At 65.5% G+C, this 16,230-nt stretch carries 9 protein-coding genes, 3 rRNA genes and 1 pseudogene; 2 read left to right on the top strand and 11 right to left on the bottom strand.

Annotated elements, in window-relative coordinates; all coding sequences use genetic code 11:
- Positions 1-293 precede the first annotated feature (293 nt).
- Positions 294-1,508 (bottom strand): putative cytokinetic ring protein SteA, encoded by a 1,215-nt coding sequence (gene steA, locus ACYR7D_RS16355; RefSeq protein ID WP_459545436.1) that lies wholly within the window; start codon positions 1,506-1,508, stop codon positions 294-296.
- 186 nt (positions 1,509-1,694) lie between these two features.
- Here steA and ACYR7D_RS16350 point away from each other — a divergent pair, with 186 nt between their 5' ends.
- Positions 1,695-2,117 (top strand): SRPBCC family protein, encoded by a 423-nt coding sequence (locus tag ACYR7D_RS16350; RefSeq protein ID WP_459545435.1) that lies wholly within the window; start codon positions 1,695-1,697, stop codon positions 2,115-2,117.
- A gap of 44 nt (positions 2,118-2,161) precedes the next feature.
- Here the strand turns inward: ACYR7D_RS16350 and recN are convergent, their stop codons facing one another.
- Genes recN through ACYR7D_RS16325 form a run of 5 tightly spaced genes read right to left on the bottom strand, consistent with a single transcriptional unit; the run spans position 2,162 to position 6,891 of the window.
- Positions 2,162-3,934 carry a DNA repair protein RecN gene (recN, locus tag ACYR7D_RS16345; RefSeq protein ID WP_459545434.1) on the bottom strand — a complete coding sequence of 591 codons (1,773 nt, stop codon included), beginning with the start codon at positions 3,932-3,934 and terminating at the stop codon, positions 2,162-2,164.
- Entirely contained in the window at positions 3,912-4,874 is a 963-nt protein-coding gene (locus tag ACYR7D_RS16340) for an NAD kinase (protein WP_459545433.1), read from the bottom strand. The genes recN and ACYR7D_RS16340 overlap by 23 nt, the downstream gene beginning before the upstream one ends.
- On the bottom strand, positions 4,871-5,692 hold the full coding sequence (locus ACYR7D_RS16335) for a TlyA family RNA methyltransferase (protein ID WP_459545432.1): 822 nt from the start codon (positions 5,690-5,692) through the stop codon (positions 4,871-4,873). Before ACYR7D_RS16335 ends, ACYR7D_RS16340 begins: the two co-directional genes overlap by 4 nt.
- Position 5,693: 1 nt before the next feature.
- Positions 5,694-5,978: a hypothetical protein gene (locus ACYR7D_RS16330; protein WP_459545431.1), complete on the bottom strand. Its 285-nt coding sequence runs from the start codon at positions 5,976-5,978 to the stop codon at positions 5,694-5,696.
- 13 nt (positions 5,979-5,991) lie between these two features.
- A complete protein-coding gene (locus ACYR7D_RS16325; RefSeq protein WP_459545430.1) occupies positions 5,992-6,891 on the bottom strand; it encodes an HAD-IIA family hydrolase in 900 nt (299 codons plus the stop codon).
- A gap of 223 nt (positions 6,892-7,114) precedes the next feature.
- On the opposite strand from ACYR7D_RS16325, the gene ACYR7D_RS16320 reads away from it, so the two are divergent.
- The gene (locus tag ACYR7D_RS16320; protein ID WP_459545429.1) at positions 7,115-7,597 is read left to right on the top strand and encodes a GyrI-like domain-containing protein; all 483 of its coding nucleotides are present in this window, start codon (positions 7,115-7,117) and stop codon (positions 7,595-7,597) included.
- A gap of 7 nt (positions 7,598-7,604) precedes the next feature.
- On the opposite strand, the pseudogene ACYR7D_RS16315 reads toward ACYR7D_RS16320, so the two are convergent.
- The 5 genes and pseudogenes from ACYR7D_RS16315 to tyrS form a co-directional block, all read right to left on the bottom strand.
- Positions 7,605-8,576, bottom strand: a pseudogene (locus ACYR7D_RS16315) (hypothetical protein); the annotation flags it as partial.
- A gap of 600 nt (positions 8,577-9,176) precedes the next feature.
- A 5S ribosomal RNA gene (rrf, locus tag ACYR7D_RS16310) occupies positions 9,177-9,293 on the bottom strand.
- Positions 9,294-9,411: 118 nt separating this feature from the next.
- Positions 9,412-12,540 (bottom strand): 23S ribosomal RNA (locus ACYR7D_RS16305).
- A 337-nt stretch (positions 12,541-12,877) separates the two neighbouring features.
- Positions 12,878-14,396 (bottom strand): 16S ribosomal RNA (locus ACYR7D_RS16300).
- The 16S, 23S and 5S rRNA genes sit together here, the layout of an rRNA operon.
- Before the next feature lie 528 nt (positions 14,397-14,924).
- Positions 14,925-16,214, bottom strand: a complete 1,290-nt coding sequence (gene tyrS / locus ACYR7D_RS16295; protein ID WP_459545428.1) for a tyrosine--tRNA ligase — start codon at positions 16,212-16,214, stop codon at positions 14,925-14,927.
- Between the last annotated feature and the right edge of the window lie 16 nt (positions 16,215-16,230).

Genomic DNA, 16,230 nt, shown 5'->3' with positions numbered 1-16,230 from the left:
ACCGGGACGACAATCGACCGCCACCCCCGGTTAACCACCCGATCGCCCGGTGCGTAACCGGCCACCGGCCGCTACCACGGGCATCTACCACGCCGGCACGAGCTCCCTCATACCCCGGCAGCACCACCGGCCACTTCTTTCACACCTCTCGCCGCCTCCACCGGGAGAGGATCTCGCCCAGGGGCGCCACCGCGACGATGCTGCGGGATTGCACACGCCGGAGCCGGGGCACCGCCGCGACCCGCGCCCCGGCTCCCCACCCCATACGCCGGATACGTCACCGGAGTAGCCGGCTACCGGCCCGGCGGGCCGAGTATCTCCCGTCCCCACGCCTGGGCGCGGAGCAGCATTTCCTGTACCTCGGCGACCACCTCGCCGCCGTGCCCGGCGAGCAGCACCGCCACGATCACCACCACCAGCGCCACCAGCACGAGCAGGGACACGATCACCCCGGAAACCCGGCGGCGGTAGAGCGTGGCGACAGCGGTGGCATCCATGATCGTGGGGCCGACCTTCAGCCGGGTCAGGAAGGTCGCCGCATTGGTTTCCCGGCGACTGCGGTCGAGGAACTCTTCCAGCGAGGCAGCCGCGCCCACGGTCACGATCAGCGCGGCCCCGTGATGGTGGGCCAGCAGCAGCGCCCTGTCCACGGGCGTCCCGGAACACGGGAAGGTGATCGCCCCGATCCCGAGTTCCCGGACCCGCCTCAACCCCTCGGCGCGGCCGTCCAGATCGGCCGGGACGATCAGTTCGGCACCGCAGGTCAATGTCGCTACGGTGATCTCGTCGGGATTGCCGACGATCATGTCCGGCCGGTACCCGGCCCGCCGTACCGTATCCGCCGCGCGCCCCACTCCGATGATGACCGGGTCGTACTCCTTGACGAAAGGTTTCAGTTTCTTCAGCTCCTCGGCGTGGCCGGGCCCGTCACCGACCACCACCACCTGTCGGCCGCTCAGGTCCAGTTCCGCCTCGGGGACTCCGATACCATCCATGAGCAGCGGTGATTCGGCTCGGAGGAATTCGAGGGTGTCTCCGGCGAACGATTCGAGGTGGTCGGCCAGCCCGTTGCGCGCTTCGCTCATCCGGTCGGCGATCGCGCTCTCGCCCAGTTCGAGACATTCGACCAGGGCCTCGGGTTCCCGGCGGGTACGCCGGTCGGCGTAGACGACACCGTCCTCGATCCGCACGCGGGTGCCGTCCTTCACCCGGCCGAAGGCATCCGAACTCACCGTATCCAGAAGCAGCACACCGTTGGTGACCAGCACCTCGGGCCCGGCATTCGGATACCGGCCGGATATCGAGGGGGAGGCGTTCACCACCGCCGTCACTCCGGCCGCGACCAGCCGGCGAGCGGTGACCTGATCGAGGTCCGTTTCGTCGAGAACCGCGATATCACCGGGTCCGACCCGGGTGAGCAGCCGCCGGGTATCGCGGTCGACCCGGGCGACCCCGGTCCGGCCGGGCAGCGTCTCGGGATTCTTCGACAGCAGCGCCAGCATCCTCATGCAGCGATGATGTCCGCAAACTCTCAACCATCGGTGGAGACACGCCGCGATCCGTTTCCGCACCGCAATCGATCAGTTACCCGACCGTCGTCCACCGGACCGTCGTCGCGGCGGACCGCCTCGGCGCGGAAACCCCCATACCGCGCCGTATGCTGCCGGACACAGCTATTCGAAAGAGGAGACTCCATGGCCAGCACCACCGTCGAGACCGTGATCGCCGCCCCGCGGGCGACCGTGTACCGGCTGTTCGCCGACCGCGAGAGCATCAGCCCGTACCTCGCGGTGAACGTCACGCTCGTCAAACCGGGCCACAGCGAACGCGAAGGCGTGGGCGCCCAGCACAAGATCGGCATCGGGCCGGTCGGTGTGGTCGAGGAGATCACCGCACTGGTACCCGGCGAGCGCATGGAGTACAAGATCGTCAAGGGCGCGCCGGTGAAGAGCCACACCGGCGTCATCACCTTCGCCGACGCCGAGAACAACGGCACCCGGGTGTCCTACACCATGACCTCCGACCCCGCACTACCCGTCCCCGCGAAAGCGCTGGAAGCCGGGTTGAAAGGACTGATCAACCAGTTCCTCTCCGGCGCGCGCAAAGCCGTCCGCTGACCCGCGGAGCCCGGCGCGACCGGGTCCGCCGCGTGCGGACCCGGTCAGTGTGCCGCCATCCGCTCCGCACGCGCGATGTTCAGCAGTTCCCAGGCATGTGCGCGCCCGGTCTCGGTATCGTCGAGACCGGCCAGCATCCGGGCGAGTTCCACGATCCGTTCGTCCTGGCTCAACGCCCGGACCCCCGAATTCACGGTGCCGTCACCGTCATCGGATTTGTCGACCACCAAGTGGGTGTCGGCGAAGGCCGCCACCTGCGCCAGATGGGTCACCACGATCACCTGATGGGTGCGGGCCAGCCGGGCCAGCCGCCGCCCGATCTCCACCGCGGCCCGGCCACCCACTCCGGCGTCCACCTCGTCGAACACCATGGTCGCTCCGTGCCCGCCGCCGGCCAGCACCACCTCGAGCGCCAGCATCACCCGGGACAGCTCCCCGCCGGAAGCGCTTTTGCCCAGCGGCAACGACTGTGCGCCGGAATGAGCGGCCAGCCGGAACTCCACCTCGTCCACGCCGGTGGGTCCGGCATGTAATTCGGTCCCGTCGATCAGCAGCGGCGCCGAATCCTGCGGCCCGGCGGGCACCGGCCGCACCTCGACCTCCAGCCGCGCCTTGCCCATCGCGAGTCCGCTCAGCTCTTCACTCACCGCCGCGGCCAGCGTCCCCGCCGCCGCGGTCCGGGCCTGCGACAATTTCACCGCGGCGGCCCGCACCCGCTCCGCCCCCGCGTCCACCTCGGCCGCCAGCGCCGCCAGCGCCCCCTCCGAGACGTCCAGCGATTCCAACCGGCTGCGCGCCTCGTCCGCCCAGGCGATCACACCGTCGATATCGGACGCGTACTTACGGGTCAGCGATTTCAGTTCCGCCTGGCGCGACAGCATGGACTCCAGCGCCCCGGGATCGGACGGTAGATCCGACAGGTACCCGCTCAGTTCGGTGGTCAGATCCACCACCACCGCGATCGCCTCGGCCAGCCGCGGCGACAGTGCCGCGAGCGCCGGATCCTCGGCACCCTCCACCCGGGACCGCGCCACACCCAGCGCGTCCAGCGCCCCGATCCCCTCCCCCGGATTATCGGCCGGCCCGGCCAGCGCCTCGTGCGCCGTCGCCGCCGCCTCCCGTAACGAATCCAGGTCGCTGAGGCGCCGGATCTCCGCGATCAAACGTTCGTCCTCGCCCGGCTCCGGTGCCACGGCGTCGATTTCGGCCAGCGACCGGGTGAGCCGCTCCGCCTCGGCGGCCATCTCCCGGCTGCGAGCGGTACGTTCCAGCAGAGTCGTACGGGCCTGCAGCCAGCCGCGCCGCTGCTCGGCGTACTCCCGCAGCAGCGGCTCCACCGTCGCTTCGGCGAATTGGTCCAATGCCTGCAACTGCTGCTCCGGACGCTGTAATCGCAGCTGATCGTTCTGCCCGTGCACCGTCAGCAGCGGCGCCGTGAAATCCGCCAGCACCGAGGCCGGTACCCCACGGCCACCCAGATGCGCACGGGACCGCCCGTCGCTACCGACCGTGCGGATCGCGATCACGGTGCCGTCGTCGTCGATATCGGCGGCCGCCGCTTCCAGTACCCGCTCCGCTTCACCGCGCGCCGCCGCGTTCACCTCGTCCAGGGTGAACCGGCCCTCCACCACGGCACGGTTCGCGCCGAGCCGCACCCGCCCGGCGTCCGCGCGGGCGCCGCTCAGCAGATGCAGACTGGTCACCACCATCGTCTTGCCCGCTCCGGTCTCGCCGGTGAGCACAGTCAGCCCTTCGTGGAATTGCGCGGTGGCCGTGGAGATGACGCCCAGTCCGTCAATTCGTATCTCTGTCAGCACGTGTGCCCTCCGTTCGCCGCCGGCCCCGCCAACCCGTGACCGGCAGCTCGAACTTGCGCACCATCCGATCCGCGAACGGCGCGGAATCCAGCCGCACCCATCGCACCGGCTCGGCACCGCGGACCGCTTCCACCCGGCCGCCCCGCGGCAGTGCGAGGGTGCGCCTGCCATCCAGGAAAACTATCGCATCATGGCCGGTGGCAACGGATTCGACCGCTATCCGGGAATCCGGGCTGGTCACCAGGGGGCGGGCGAAAAGAGCGTGCGCGTTGCTCGGAATCACCAGCAGCGCTTCCAGTTCCGGCCACACCACCGGTCCGCCCGCGGAAAAAGCATACGCCGTCGAACCGGTCGGGGTCGCGATGAGAATTCCGTCGCAGCCGTAGGAGGACACCGGCCGGCCGTCGACCTCGAGCACCACTTCCAGCACACCCATCCGGGCGGCGTTCTCGATACTGGCCTCGTTCAATGCCCAGCCGCGTTCGATGATCTCGTCGTCGAGCCGCACGCTGAGGTCGATGGTCATCCGCTCTTCGACCGTGTAATCGTGGCGTACCACCTGGGCGAGTGCCTCGTCCAGATTCTCCGCTTCCGCCTCGGTGAGAAACCCGATCCGGCCCAGATTGATCCCCAGCACCGGCACGGTGACGTGCCGGGCCAGTTCCGCCGCCCGCAGCAGGGTGCCGTCGCCACCGAGCGCCAGCACCATTTCGCACCCGCGCGCGGCATCCGGTTCGTGTGCCACCACCCGCACCGGATACCCGCCGGGTCGGGTGACCGGTTCGGTGCCGGAATCGAATCGGGTGCTGTACGCCTCGTCGGCGAGCACCCGCAATCCGATACCCGCCTCCGCGAAGATCTTGGCGACCCGGTGGGCCGTCTCGCTGATCTCGGCCCGGCCCGGATGCGATACCAGCAGGATCTCCCGGACCGTACTCACTGTGGCCCCTCCTCGACCGCCCGTCGTACCAGCGCCGCCACCTCGTCGGCCGGATGCTCCACCGACTCCTGTTTACGCAGCCACAGGAAATACTCGACGTTCCCGGACGGGCCCGGCAGCGGGCTCGCCACCACGCCGCGCGTCTGCAGACCTTGTTCGGCCGCCGCGGCCGCCGCCGCGCACACCGCCTCCGCGCGCAGTACCGGGTCACGCACCACCCCACCCGAGCCGACCCGTTGCTTACCCACCTCGAACTGCGGTTTCACCATCGGCAGCAGATCCGCGCCGGGCGCGCAGCAGGCCGCCAGCGCGGGAAAGACCAGTCCCAGCGAAATAAAAGACAGATCGGCGACCACCAACTCCACCGGACCACCGGTCTCGGCCGCGCTCAGGTTGCGCACATTGGTCCGGTCGAGCACGCGTACCCGCTCGTCGGTCCGCAGCCGCCACACCAGCTGCCCGTACCCGACGTCCGCGGCCACCACTTCCCGCGCCCCTCGATCGAGCAGCACATCGGTGAACCCCCCGGTCGACGCGCCGGCATCCAGGCAGCGCCGTCCCGCGACCACCACCCCCTGCGGTTCGAAGGCCGCCAGCGCACCGAGCAACTTGTGCGCTCCGCGGGAAGCCCACACGATCTCGTCCACCTGCTCCTTGACCACCAGGGGCGTCCCCGCCTCCACCGCGGTCGCCGGTTTCACCGCGACCGTACCGTTGATCAGCACCCGCCCGGCCCCGATCAATTCCACAGCATGCTCCCGGGACCGCGCCATCCCGCGGCGGACCAATTCCGCGTCCACCCGCGCCCGCCTGGCCACCTCAGATCTTGTCCACCGTGGCCAGGGCCCGGACCAGCACCTCGTGTGCCTGATCCAGGATGTGCGCACGGCGGGCCAGATCGGCGCCGACGGTATCGTCCTCTGGCGTGCCGGCGGATACCGGCGCGGTACCGAGTTCGGCCAGCAGCTCACGGATATCGGCTCGGATACGGTCCGGGTCGGCGGGTTCCCCGCGCCCGGCGGTCCCGGGCAGGTGCCGGCCGGGCAGCGGCGCCCCGGCGCGCGCGGCGCCGGAGGGGTTCGGGCGGGGTTTCGGGTCAGTCATCGTGAGGTCAACGCTATCGGATTTCGGATCGAGGCGCGCGCACCCGTAGCGCCCGGCCGGGATGTGCGCGGAGTTCGGCGAGTACCGCGCCGGGTTCGACCCGGCCCGCAATCGGCGGACGGTTGAGTGCGTCGAGGCTGTCGGCGATGTAGGTCGGCAACCGCTGGGGTGGTAGATCGGCCAGTTCCGCCACTGTGCTGACGCCCGTCAACACGAGCAGTGAGTCGATGCCCACATTCTCGGCACCGTCGATATCGGTGTCGAGGCGGTCCCCCACCACCAGCGCGGCACGGGTGCGGGCACGGACGAGAGCGTCCTCGAGCAGCGGCGGATAGGGTTTGCCCGCCACTTCGGGTTCCCGGTCGGAGGCTGCCCGCAGCGCCGCGACCATGGCGCCGTTACCCGGCGCGAGACCGCGCTCGTTCGGTAGTGTCCGGTCGGTGTTCGCGGCGATCCACACCGCACCGGCACGTAACGCATAGGACGCTTCGGCCAGATCCGGCCACGCGGTCTGCGGGGAATGCCCCTGCACCACGGCCGCCACCGTGGCTCCGGCGTGCCGTACGGGCTGCAATCCCGCCGCCTTCACCTCTGCCGCCAGATCGTCGGTGCCGACGACCAGAACCTCCGCGCCCGGTTCGAGACGTTCGGCCAGCAGCCGCCCGGCCGCCTGCGCGCTGGTCACCACATCCGGTTCCGCGGCCGGATAACCGAGCTCGGCCAGATGAGCGGCCACCGCTGCCGCTGCCCGGCCGGCATTGTTCGTCACGTACACCAGCCGCTGCCGGCCGCCGGCCAGCGCCGCCGGTCCTCCCTCGATCACGGCCGGGCCGCGATACAGGGTCCCGTCCAGATCCAGCAGCAGCGCCTCGTATCGATCCCGCAATCGTGTCGTCTCATTCGCTTCCCGCACACCCGGACCCTACGTGCCCCGCCGATGCCCCGGGCACACGGCCGCACAGCAGCGAGCGTTCCGGGGGACCGCGACACGAGCCCTGTGAACAGCGCTCCGGCTGGGTACGGCTCCCCGCGTACCCACCGGCCGCGTCCGGAGCGCGATGAATTTCCGTCCCCGCCACCGTCCCGTGTTCATCGGAGTATTCCGCCGAACCAACCGGACGACCGTGGAGGAAACCATGACAACCGGCGACCGAACCGCCGAACCCCGATTGCTCGATACCGTCGAAGTGATCACCGCCGTGGTCCACGGCCGGGTATCACCCGATCGGATCCCCGAATTCTTCGATTCCTCGTTCGGTCTGCTGCCGGCGGCGATCGCCGCGGGAGGTGCCGTCGTCCTCGGTCCCGCCTTCTGCCGGTACGGATCCGTTTCCGAGGAAGTGACGGAGCTCGAGGTGGGTTTCCCGGTGGACCGCAGGATCGGCCCCGACGGTCCCGTCGTTCCGGGTCACCTGGCTGCCGGGCGAACCGCTCGTCTCGTGCATTACGGCGCCTTCGACGGCCTGACTCCGGCCTGGGACCGGCTGCACACCTGGATCACAGCGCAGGGCCTCACCCCGGGGACAACCCGGTGGGAGGTCTATCTCACCGAACCGAGCCCGCAGATGGATCCGGCGGACCTGCGCACCGAGCTCAACTGGGCCGTCACACCGGGCTGAGAGCGGTTCAGGCTCCGCCGGTGAGTTCGGCCGCCCGTTCCTCGGCGTCGGTTTCACCGTCGATATCGGCCGCGGCGGCATTGAAGAACCAGGTCAACCCCTCATCGGTACGCCCGGCGGCCACGAGTGCGTCCGCATAGGCATAGAAGAGCCGGGCGGGGCCCGAACCGGTGCGCGCCGGGTCGAGGTCGGGGGTCTGCAGGGTCACCACGGCCTGGTCGTACTGGCCCAGGTCCATCCGCGCCCCGGCGACGACGATGCGCAGTTCTATCGCCTCGTCGCCGGTCAGCGCCCGGCCCTCGTCGCTGCGCCCGATCTCGATGGCGCGTTCGGGCCGCCCCAGGCCCCGTTCACAGTCGGCCATCACCGCCAGTAACCCGGAGCCACCCGCCATCCGCCGCGCGGCACGCAGTTCCGACAACGCCTCCGCCCACTCGCCGGCGTGGTAGGCGACCACTCCCGCCGTCTCCCGGACCACCGCGATCCGGCCGGCCCGGCGGCGCGCGGCCCGCGCGTGGGCCAAGGCCAGCTGCGGATCGTCGTCGAGCAATTGCGCCGCCATGGCCAGATGCCGTGCCACGGTCTCCGCGTTGCCCTTGTCCAGGCTCAGCAGGTCCCGCCGGATGGAGGAGTCCAGATCGCCGGCTTGTACATCGTCGGGCAGGTCCGGTTCCTCGGGCCGCGGGGGACGCCGGTCCAGGCCTCGGCCCGCACCCTCGCCGCCGCGCCGCCGCGAGCCGTCACTGCTGCGGTCCCCACCACTACGCGGGTACTTTCCCGCCTCGCCGCCCGCATTCGACTCGGCAGGTCCGCGGCGGTGCGGACGGTCGGTCGCACGCTCGGACCGGCCTTCCCCACCGCGCCCCCCGAATCGGCGGTCGTCTCCGCCGCGATATTCCGGACGGTCGCCGCGGCTACCCCGGCTCCGGTCGTCGGCACCCGGCCGACCCTGCGACCGCTGGTCGTCACGCTCCCGGAAACCGCGTTCCGGCCGGTCCCCGTACGGACGGGTCCGGGGCCGCGACTCGTAGCCACGGCTCTCGTCCCGGCCGGTCCGCGGGGAGTCGGCACGGAAACCACTCCGGCCGCCCGCGCGATCACTCCCGCGGTCGCGTCCCGAGGCCGATCCGGTGCGCTCATCCCGCCCGTGATCGGGCCGGCGGGCACCGCGGGCATCACCCCGGCCGAAGGCGGGTCGTTCCCCCCGTGCTTCCGGTGCGCGACGCGAGGTGTTCGACTGTTCGCTGTCCCGGCCGGAACCACCGCGGCCGGCGGCGCCCCCGGCTGCGGTACCGCCACCGCTCGGGCGATTCCTACCCGCCCCACCGGAGCCGGTGCGACGGAACCCGCTTTCCGCCCCGGAAGAATTACGGCGGAACGGTTTCCGACCATTGTTCTGTTCCGGCACGGCGGGGCCCTCTCTCGGTGACGCGGAGTCGACACGGCTGTGTCGATCGAAGTGGTACATATGCTCTGCTAAGGCAAGTTTACGGCCCGTGCTTCGGAGCCAGAAAATCTTCCTGGGCCGGAAACGCGAGTAGGGGACCCAATAATTGGGTCCCCTACTCGTAAAAGTATGTTCCGGCGGTGTCCTACTCTCCCACACCCTGTCGAGTGCAGTACCATCGGCGCTGGCAGGCTTAGCTTCCGGGTTCGGAATGGGACCGGGCGTTTCCCTGCCGCTATAACCGCCGTAACTCTATGAAACTGTCACACAGAGAGATTGTCACACGGGCCCGGTGAGGGGGTGGTGTGGTGTCTTCTGTATCTGTGTGTTGTTTCAGATACTGCACAGTGGACGCGTAGCAACCTTTGTTTGTAAGTCCTCGGCCTATTAGTACCGGTCACCTCCACACGTTACCGTGCTTCCAGTTCCGGCCTATCAACCCCATGGTCTGTAGGGGGCCTTAACCACTCGGGGTGGTGGGAAACCTCATCTTGGAACAGGCTTCCCGCTTAGATGCTTTCAGCGGTTATCCCTTCCGAACGTAGCCAACCAGCCGTGCCCCTGGCGGGACAACTGGCACACCAGAGGTTCGTCCGTCCCGGTCCTCTCGTACTAGGGACAGCCTTCCTCAAGTTTCCAACGCGCGCGGCGGATAGAGACCGAACTGTCTCACGACGTTCTAAACCCAGCTCGCGTGCCGCTTTAATGGGCGAACAGCCCAACCCTTGGGACCTACTCCAGCCCCAGGATGCGACGAGCCGACATCGAGGTGCCAAACCATCCCGTCGATATGGACTCTTGGGGAAGATCAGCCTGTTATCCCCGGGGTACCTTTTATCCGTTGAGCGACACCGCTTCCACTTGCCGGTGCCGGATCACTAGTCCCGACTTTCGTCCCTGCTCGACATGTCTGTCTCACAGTCAAGCTCCCTTGTGCACTTGCACTCGACACCTGATTGCCAACCAGGCTGAGGGAACCTTTGGGCGCCTCCGTTACATTTTGGGAGGCAACCGCCCCAGTTAAACTACCCACCAGGCACTGTCCCTGAACCAGATCATGGTCCGAGGTTAGAGGTCCAATACGATCAGAGTGGTATTTCAACGACGACTCACCGGACACTGGCGTGCCCGTTTCATAGTCTCCCACCTATCCTACACAAACCGTACCGAACACCAATACCAAGCTATAGTGAAGGTCCCGGGGTCTTTTCGTCCTGCCGCGCGTAACGAGCATCTTTACTCGTAATGCAATTTCGCCGAGTCTGTGGTCGAGACAGCAGAGAAGTCGTTACGCCATTCGTGCAGGTCGGAACTTACCCGACAAGGAATTTCGCTACCTTAGGATGGTTATAGTTACCACCGCCGTTTACCGGGGCTTAAATTCTCAGCTTCGCGCCGAAGCGCTAACCGGTCCTCTTAACCTTCCGGCACCGGGCAGGCGTCAGTCCGTATACATCGTCTTACGACTTCGCACGGACCTGTGTTTTTAGTAAACAGTCGCTTCTCTCTGGTCTCTGCGGCCCAAACCAGCTCGGGAAGTGAATTCCGTCACCAGCTCGGGCCCCCCTTCTCCCGAAGTTACGGGGGCATTTTGCCGAGTTCCTTGACCACAGTTCTCTCGATCGCCTTAGTATTCTCTACCTGACCACCTGTGTCGGTTTGGGGTACGGGCCGTGTACCAACTCACTAGAGGCTTTTCTCGGCAGCATAGGATCACTGAATTCGCCTCAATCGGCTACGCATCACCTCTCAGGCTGATGTTGTGCGGATTTGCCTACACAACGCCCTACAGGCTTACACCAGTACAACCACTGACTGGCCCAGCTACCTTCCTGCGTCACCCCATCGCTTGACTACTACACCCGGGGTCGTGCGCAGCCCCCTCACGTCTCCCGAAGGAGATCGCTCAGGTTTTGGGCACTTAGCACAGATGATTCGCCATTGGGCGCGGATACACGGGTACGGGAATATCAACCCGTTGTCCATCGACTACGCCTGTCGGCCTCGCCTTAGGTCCCGACTCACCCTGGGCGGATTAACCTGGCCCAGGAACCCTTGGTCATTCGGCGGACGAGTTTCTCACTCGTCTTTCGCTACTCATGCCTGCATTCTCACTCGCGCAGCCTCCACAACTGGGTCACCCCGCTGCTTCCCTGGCTACACGACGCTCCCCTACCCAGCCGCACCACTGCACACACCCCCGCAGGGATGTGTGGATGTCTTGTGCGACTGCCGCGGCTTCGGCGGTGTACTTGAGCCCCGCTACATTGTCGGCGCAGGATCACTCGACCAGTGAGCTATTACGCACTCTTTCAAGGGTGGCTGCTTCTAAGCCAACCTCCTGGCTGTCTGCGCAATCCCACATCCTTTTCCACTTAGTACACGCTTAGGGGCCTTAGCCGGCGATCTGGGCTGTTTCCCTCTCGACTACGAAGCTTATCCCCCGCAGTCTCACTGCCACGCTCTCACACACCGGCATTCGGAGTTTGGCTGACTTCGGTAAGCTTGTGGGCCCCCTAGGCCATCCAGTAGCTCTACCTCCGGTGTGAAACACGTGACGCTGCACCTAAATGCATTTCGGGGAGAACCAGCTATCACGGAGTTTGATTGGCCTTTCACCCCTACCCACAGCTCATCCCCTCAGTTTTCAACCTAAGTGGGTTCGGGCCTCCACGACGTCTTACCGTCGCTTCACCCTGGCCATGGGTAGATCACTCCGCTTCGGGTCTAGAACACGCGACTGGAACGCCCTGTTCGGACTCGCTTTCGCTACGGCTACCCCACACGGGTTAACCTCGCCACATGCCGCTAACTCGCAGGCTCATTCTTCAAAAGGCACGCCATCACCCACCCACCGAAGTGGCGCAGGCTTTGACGGATTGTAAGCGCACGGTTTCAGGTACTATTTCACTCCCCTCCCGGGGTACTTTTCACCTTTCCCTCACGGTACTAGTCCGCTATCGGTCACCAGGGAGTATTCAGGCTTACCGGGTGGTCCCGGCAGATTCACAGCAGATTTCACGGGCCCGCTGCTACTCGGGCATCATCCACGGGAGCCGTTGAGTTTTCGCCTACGGGATTCTCACCCTCTACGACAGGCCGTCCCAGACCACTTCAGCTAACACAACGGTTTCTTACTCCCGCCCGATCCGGCAGAATCGGGAAGAATGACCCCACTACCCCACACACGCAACCCCTGCCGGGTATCACACGTGCCTGGTTTAGCCTCATCCGCTTTCGCTCGCCACTACTCACGGAATCACATGTTGTTTTCTCTTCCTGTGGGTACTGAGATGTTTCACTTCCCCACGTTCCCTCCACACACCCTATATATTCAGGTGCGGGTAACACGACATCACTCGTGCTGGGTTTCCCCATTCGGACACCCTCGGATCACAGCTCGGTTGGCAGCTCCCCGAGGCTTATCGCAGCCTCCTACGTCCTTCATCGGCTCCTGGTGCCAAGGCATCCACCGAACGCTCTAAAACACTTACAAAACAAAGATGCTCGCGTCCACTGTGCAGTTCTCAAACAACACACCCACCCGAACCTTGCACCCGCACCAGCCGACGACTTCGGCAGAAGCCCTCGCGGTATGACGGAGATCCGAGCGGATCGTATCTTTTGCCTGGAAAGAACGTCTGTTCTTTCAGGACCCAACAGTGTGTTGACTACTTGAAATCCGGCCACCCCGCCTCGCGAGAGGAAGGGCACACGGCCGGCGCATGTCAGCGTTCCACCCATGAGCACCATCGGAAGACATTCGCTTCCGGAATGGTCTCTGCCACGACCGGGACTCGACTGTTCGAGCCGGCGTGGAGAATGCTCCTTAGAAAGGAGGTGATCCAGCCGCACCTTCCGGTACGGCTACCTTGTTACGACTTCGTCCCAATCGCCGATCCCACCTTCGACGGCTCCCTCCCACGAGGGGTTAGGCCACCGGCTTCGGGTGTTACCGACTTTCATGACGTGACGGGCGGTGTGTACAAGGCCCGGGAACGTATTCACCGCAGCGTTGCTGATCTGCGATTACTAGCGACTCCAACTTCACGGGGTCGAGTTGCAGACCCCGATCCGAACTGAGACCGGCTTTAAGGGATTCGCTCCACCTCACGGTATCGCAGCCCTCTGTACCGGCCATTGTAGCATGTGTGAAGCCCTGGACATAAGGGGCATGATGACTTGACGTCGTCCCCACCTTCCTCCGAGTTGACCCCGGCAGTCTCTCACGAGTCCCCGCCATTACGCGCTGGCAACATAAGATAAGGGTTGCGCTCGTTGCGGGACTTAACCCAACATCTCACGACACGAGCTGACGACAGCCATGCACCACCTGTACACCGACCACAAGGGGGCCTACATCTCTGCAGGTTTCCGGTGTATGTCAAACCCAGGTAAGGTTCTTCGCGTTGCATCGAATTAATCCACATGCTCCGCCGCTTGTGCGGGCCCCCGTCAATTCCTTTGAGTTTTAGCCTTGCGGCCGTACTCCCCAGGCGGGGTACTTAATGCGTTAGCTACGGCACGGATCCCGTGGAAGGAAACCCACACCTAGTACCCACCGTTTACGGCGTGGACTACCAGGGTATCTAATCCTGTTCGCTACCCACGCTTTCGCTTCTCAGCGTCAGTTACTGCCCAGAGACCCGCCTTCGCCACCGGTGTTCCTCCTGATATCTGCGCATTTCACCGCTACACCAGGAATTCCAGTCTCCCCTGCAGTACTCAAGCCTGCCCGTATCGACCGCAAGCTCGGGGTTGAGCCCCGAGTTTTCACGATCGACGCGACAAGCCGCCTACAAGCTCTTTACGCCCAGTAATTCCGGACAACGCTCGCACCCTACGTATTACCGCGGCTGCTGGCACGTAGTTGGCCGGTGCTTCTTATACTCCTACCGTCACTTTCGCTTCGTCGGAGTCGAAAGAGGTTTACAACCCGAAGGCCGTCATCCCTCACGCGGCGTCGCTGCATCAGGCTTCCGCCCATTGTGCAATATTCCCCACTGCTGCCTCCCGTAGGAGTCTGGGCCGTGTCTCAGTCCCAGTGTGGCCGGTCGCCCTCTCAGGCCGGCTACCCGTCGTCGCCTTGGTGGGCCATTACCCCACCAACAAGCTGATAGGCCGCGGGCTCATCTCGCACCGATAAATCTTTCCACCACCAACCATGCGGTTGACGGTCGTATCCGGTATTAGACCCAGTTTCCCAGGCTTATCCCAGAGTGCGAGGCAGATCACCCACGTGTTACTCACCCGTTCGCCGCTCGTGTACCCCGAAGGGCCTTACCGCTCGACTTGCATGTGTTAAGCACGCCGCCAGCGTTCGTCCTGAGCCAGGATCAAACTCTCCGTTGAAGACTCACAATCACACCCGAAGGCGCAATCAAAAGTACAAACTAGAGTCCGAAAACCCAGCAAAACAAATCGCCAGCCGGAATTTAGCTGACTTAAATGTTCGGCCCTCCACACGGGGGTATGAAGAACCGAAACCAAATTAAATATTTGGCACTGACATTCATCAACACACTATTGAGTTCTCAAAGAACACACGCACACATCTCAGCGGCTGGACTCAACCAGTGCTTCAATGGGGCAGGTTTTCTAGCTTAACCGGCCAGTGGCTCAGAGTCAAACTCCGCATCTTCGGCCAGTCGCGCCAGGCGCTCCTCGTCCTACCTCGTTTCCCTGGTCCCTCCGGCTCGGCGTTTCCGCCTCGCTCCGGGACCCTGGTCGGTGTCCGTGTCGCTCTGACGTTGAATAAGTTACGCGGCGGAGAACGCTTCGTCAAATCGCCACTTCGGCACCGCATTTACCCTGGTCAGAGGCTTGCGAAAGGGCGATTCGAGGCGCTGGGCCACACAACTGTGACCCAGCACACCAAGATCAATTAGCGATCGGCCGCCGGACACCCGCGAAGTTACGCTTCCCACGACGCAGCACCAACCATTGTCCGTGCAGGTAGTCGCTACTTTCCGGAGTCCACTCGACATCCTTGACGCGCTCGTTGTTCACCGAAGCGCCTCCCTCGTTCACCGCGCGACGCGCGGCGCCGCGGCTCTCGCACAGGCCGGCGGCGACCAACAGGTCGACAATGGTGTCCCGGCCGGGTTCGATCTCGGCGACCTCCCGGTCACCGGCGGCTTCGCGCAGGGCCGCGGCAAGGGTCGGCTCATCGAGGTCACGCAGCTCCGCGCGCCCGAACAGGGCCTGACTCGCCAACTGCACGGCGCGGGTGTTCGCTTCCCCGTGCACCAGCGTGGTCATCTCGGCCGCCAGGCGGCGCTGCGCTTCCCGGGCGTGCGGGCGTTCGGCGGTCGCCGATTCGAGCTCGGCGAGTTCGGCCCGGTCCAGGAACGTGAACCAGCGCAGGTAGCGCACCACATCGGCGTCGGCGGTGTTGACGAAGTACTGGTACCAGGCATACGGGCTGGTCAGTTCCGGATCCAGCCAGAGGCTGCCGCCGCCGGTCGACTTACCGAACTTCTTTCCGTCCGCCGAGGTCACCAGGGGAACGGTCAGCGCGTGAACGGCGGCGCCGTCCACGCGGCGGTTCAGTTCGACGCCGGCGATGATGTTGCCCCACTGATCGGAGCCCCCGACCTGCAGCACACAGTCGTGGCTACGCCGCAACTGCAGGTAGTCGTTCGCTTGCAAGAGCATGTAGCTGAACTCGGTGTAGGAGATCCCTTCGCCTTCCAGGCGCCGCTTGACGGTATCGCGAGCGAGCATGACGTTCACGGAGAAGTGCTTGCCGATATCGCGCAGGAAATCCACCGCGCTCAGCGATCCGGTCCAATCCATGTTGTTCACGATGAGGGCACCGGTGGGCGAGTCGTCGAGATCCACGAACCGCTCGAGCTGGGCGCGGATCCGTTCGGCCCATGCCGCGACGGTGTCGGCGGAATTCATCGTGCGTTCGCCGACCTCTCGAGGGTCGCCGATCAACCCGGTGGCGCCACCGGCCAGCACTATGGGGCGGTGTCCCGCGCGCTGGAAGCGTTTCAGCGCCAGCAGCGGCACCAGGTGACCGGCGTGCAAACTGGCCGCGGTGGGGTCGAAGCCGGCATAGAGATTGCGCGGGCCGGTGGCCAGCGCCTCCCGGAGCGCGTCGAGGTCGGTGGACTGCGCGATCAGGCCGCGCCAGGTCAGTTCGTCGATGATGTCGCTGCTCACGGGTTCATCTTCGCGT

The sequence above is a fragment of the Nocardia sp. X0981 genome (assembly GCF_977089955.1).
The sequence above is the reverse complement of the archived record's forward strand: the minus strand, read 5'-3'. Positions and strand labels throughout refer to the sequence as shown.

Coding starts and splice junctions, on each gene's coding strand:
- ACYR7D_RS16350 (WP_459545435.1), top strand. CDS start 1,695: ATGGCCAGCACCACCGTCGAGACCGTGATCGCCGCCCCGCGGGCGACC.
- ACYR7D_RS16320 (WP_459545429.1), top strand. CDS start 7,115: ATGACAACCGGCGACCGAACCGCCGAACCCCGATTGCTCGATACCGTC.
- steA (WP_459545436.1), bottom strand. CDS start 1,508: ATGAGGATGCTGGCGCTGCTGTCGAAGAATCCCGAGACGCTGCCCGGC.
- ACYR7D_RS16330 (WP_459545431.1), bottom strand. CDS start 5,978: ATGACTGACCCGAAACCCCGCCCGAACCCCTCCGGCGCCGCGCGCGCC.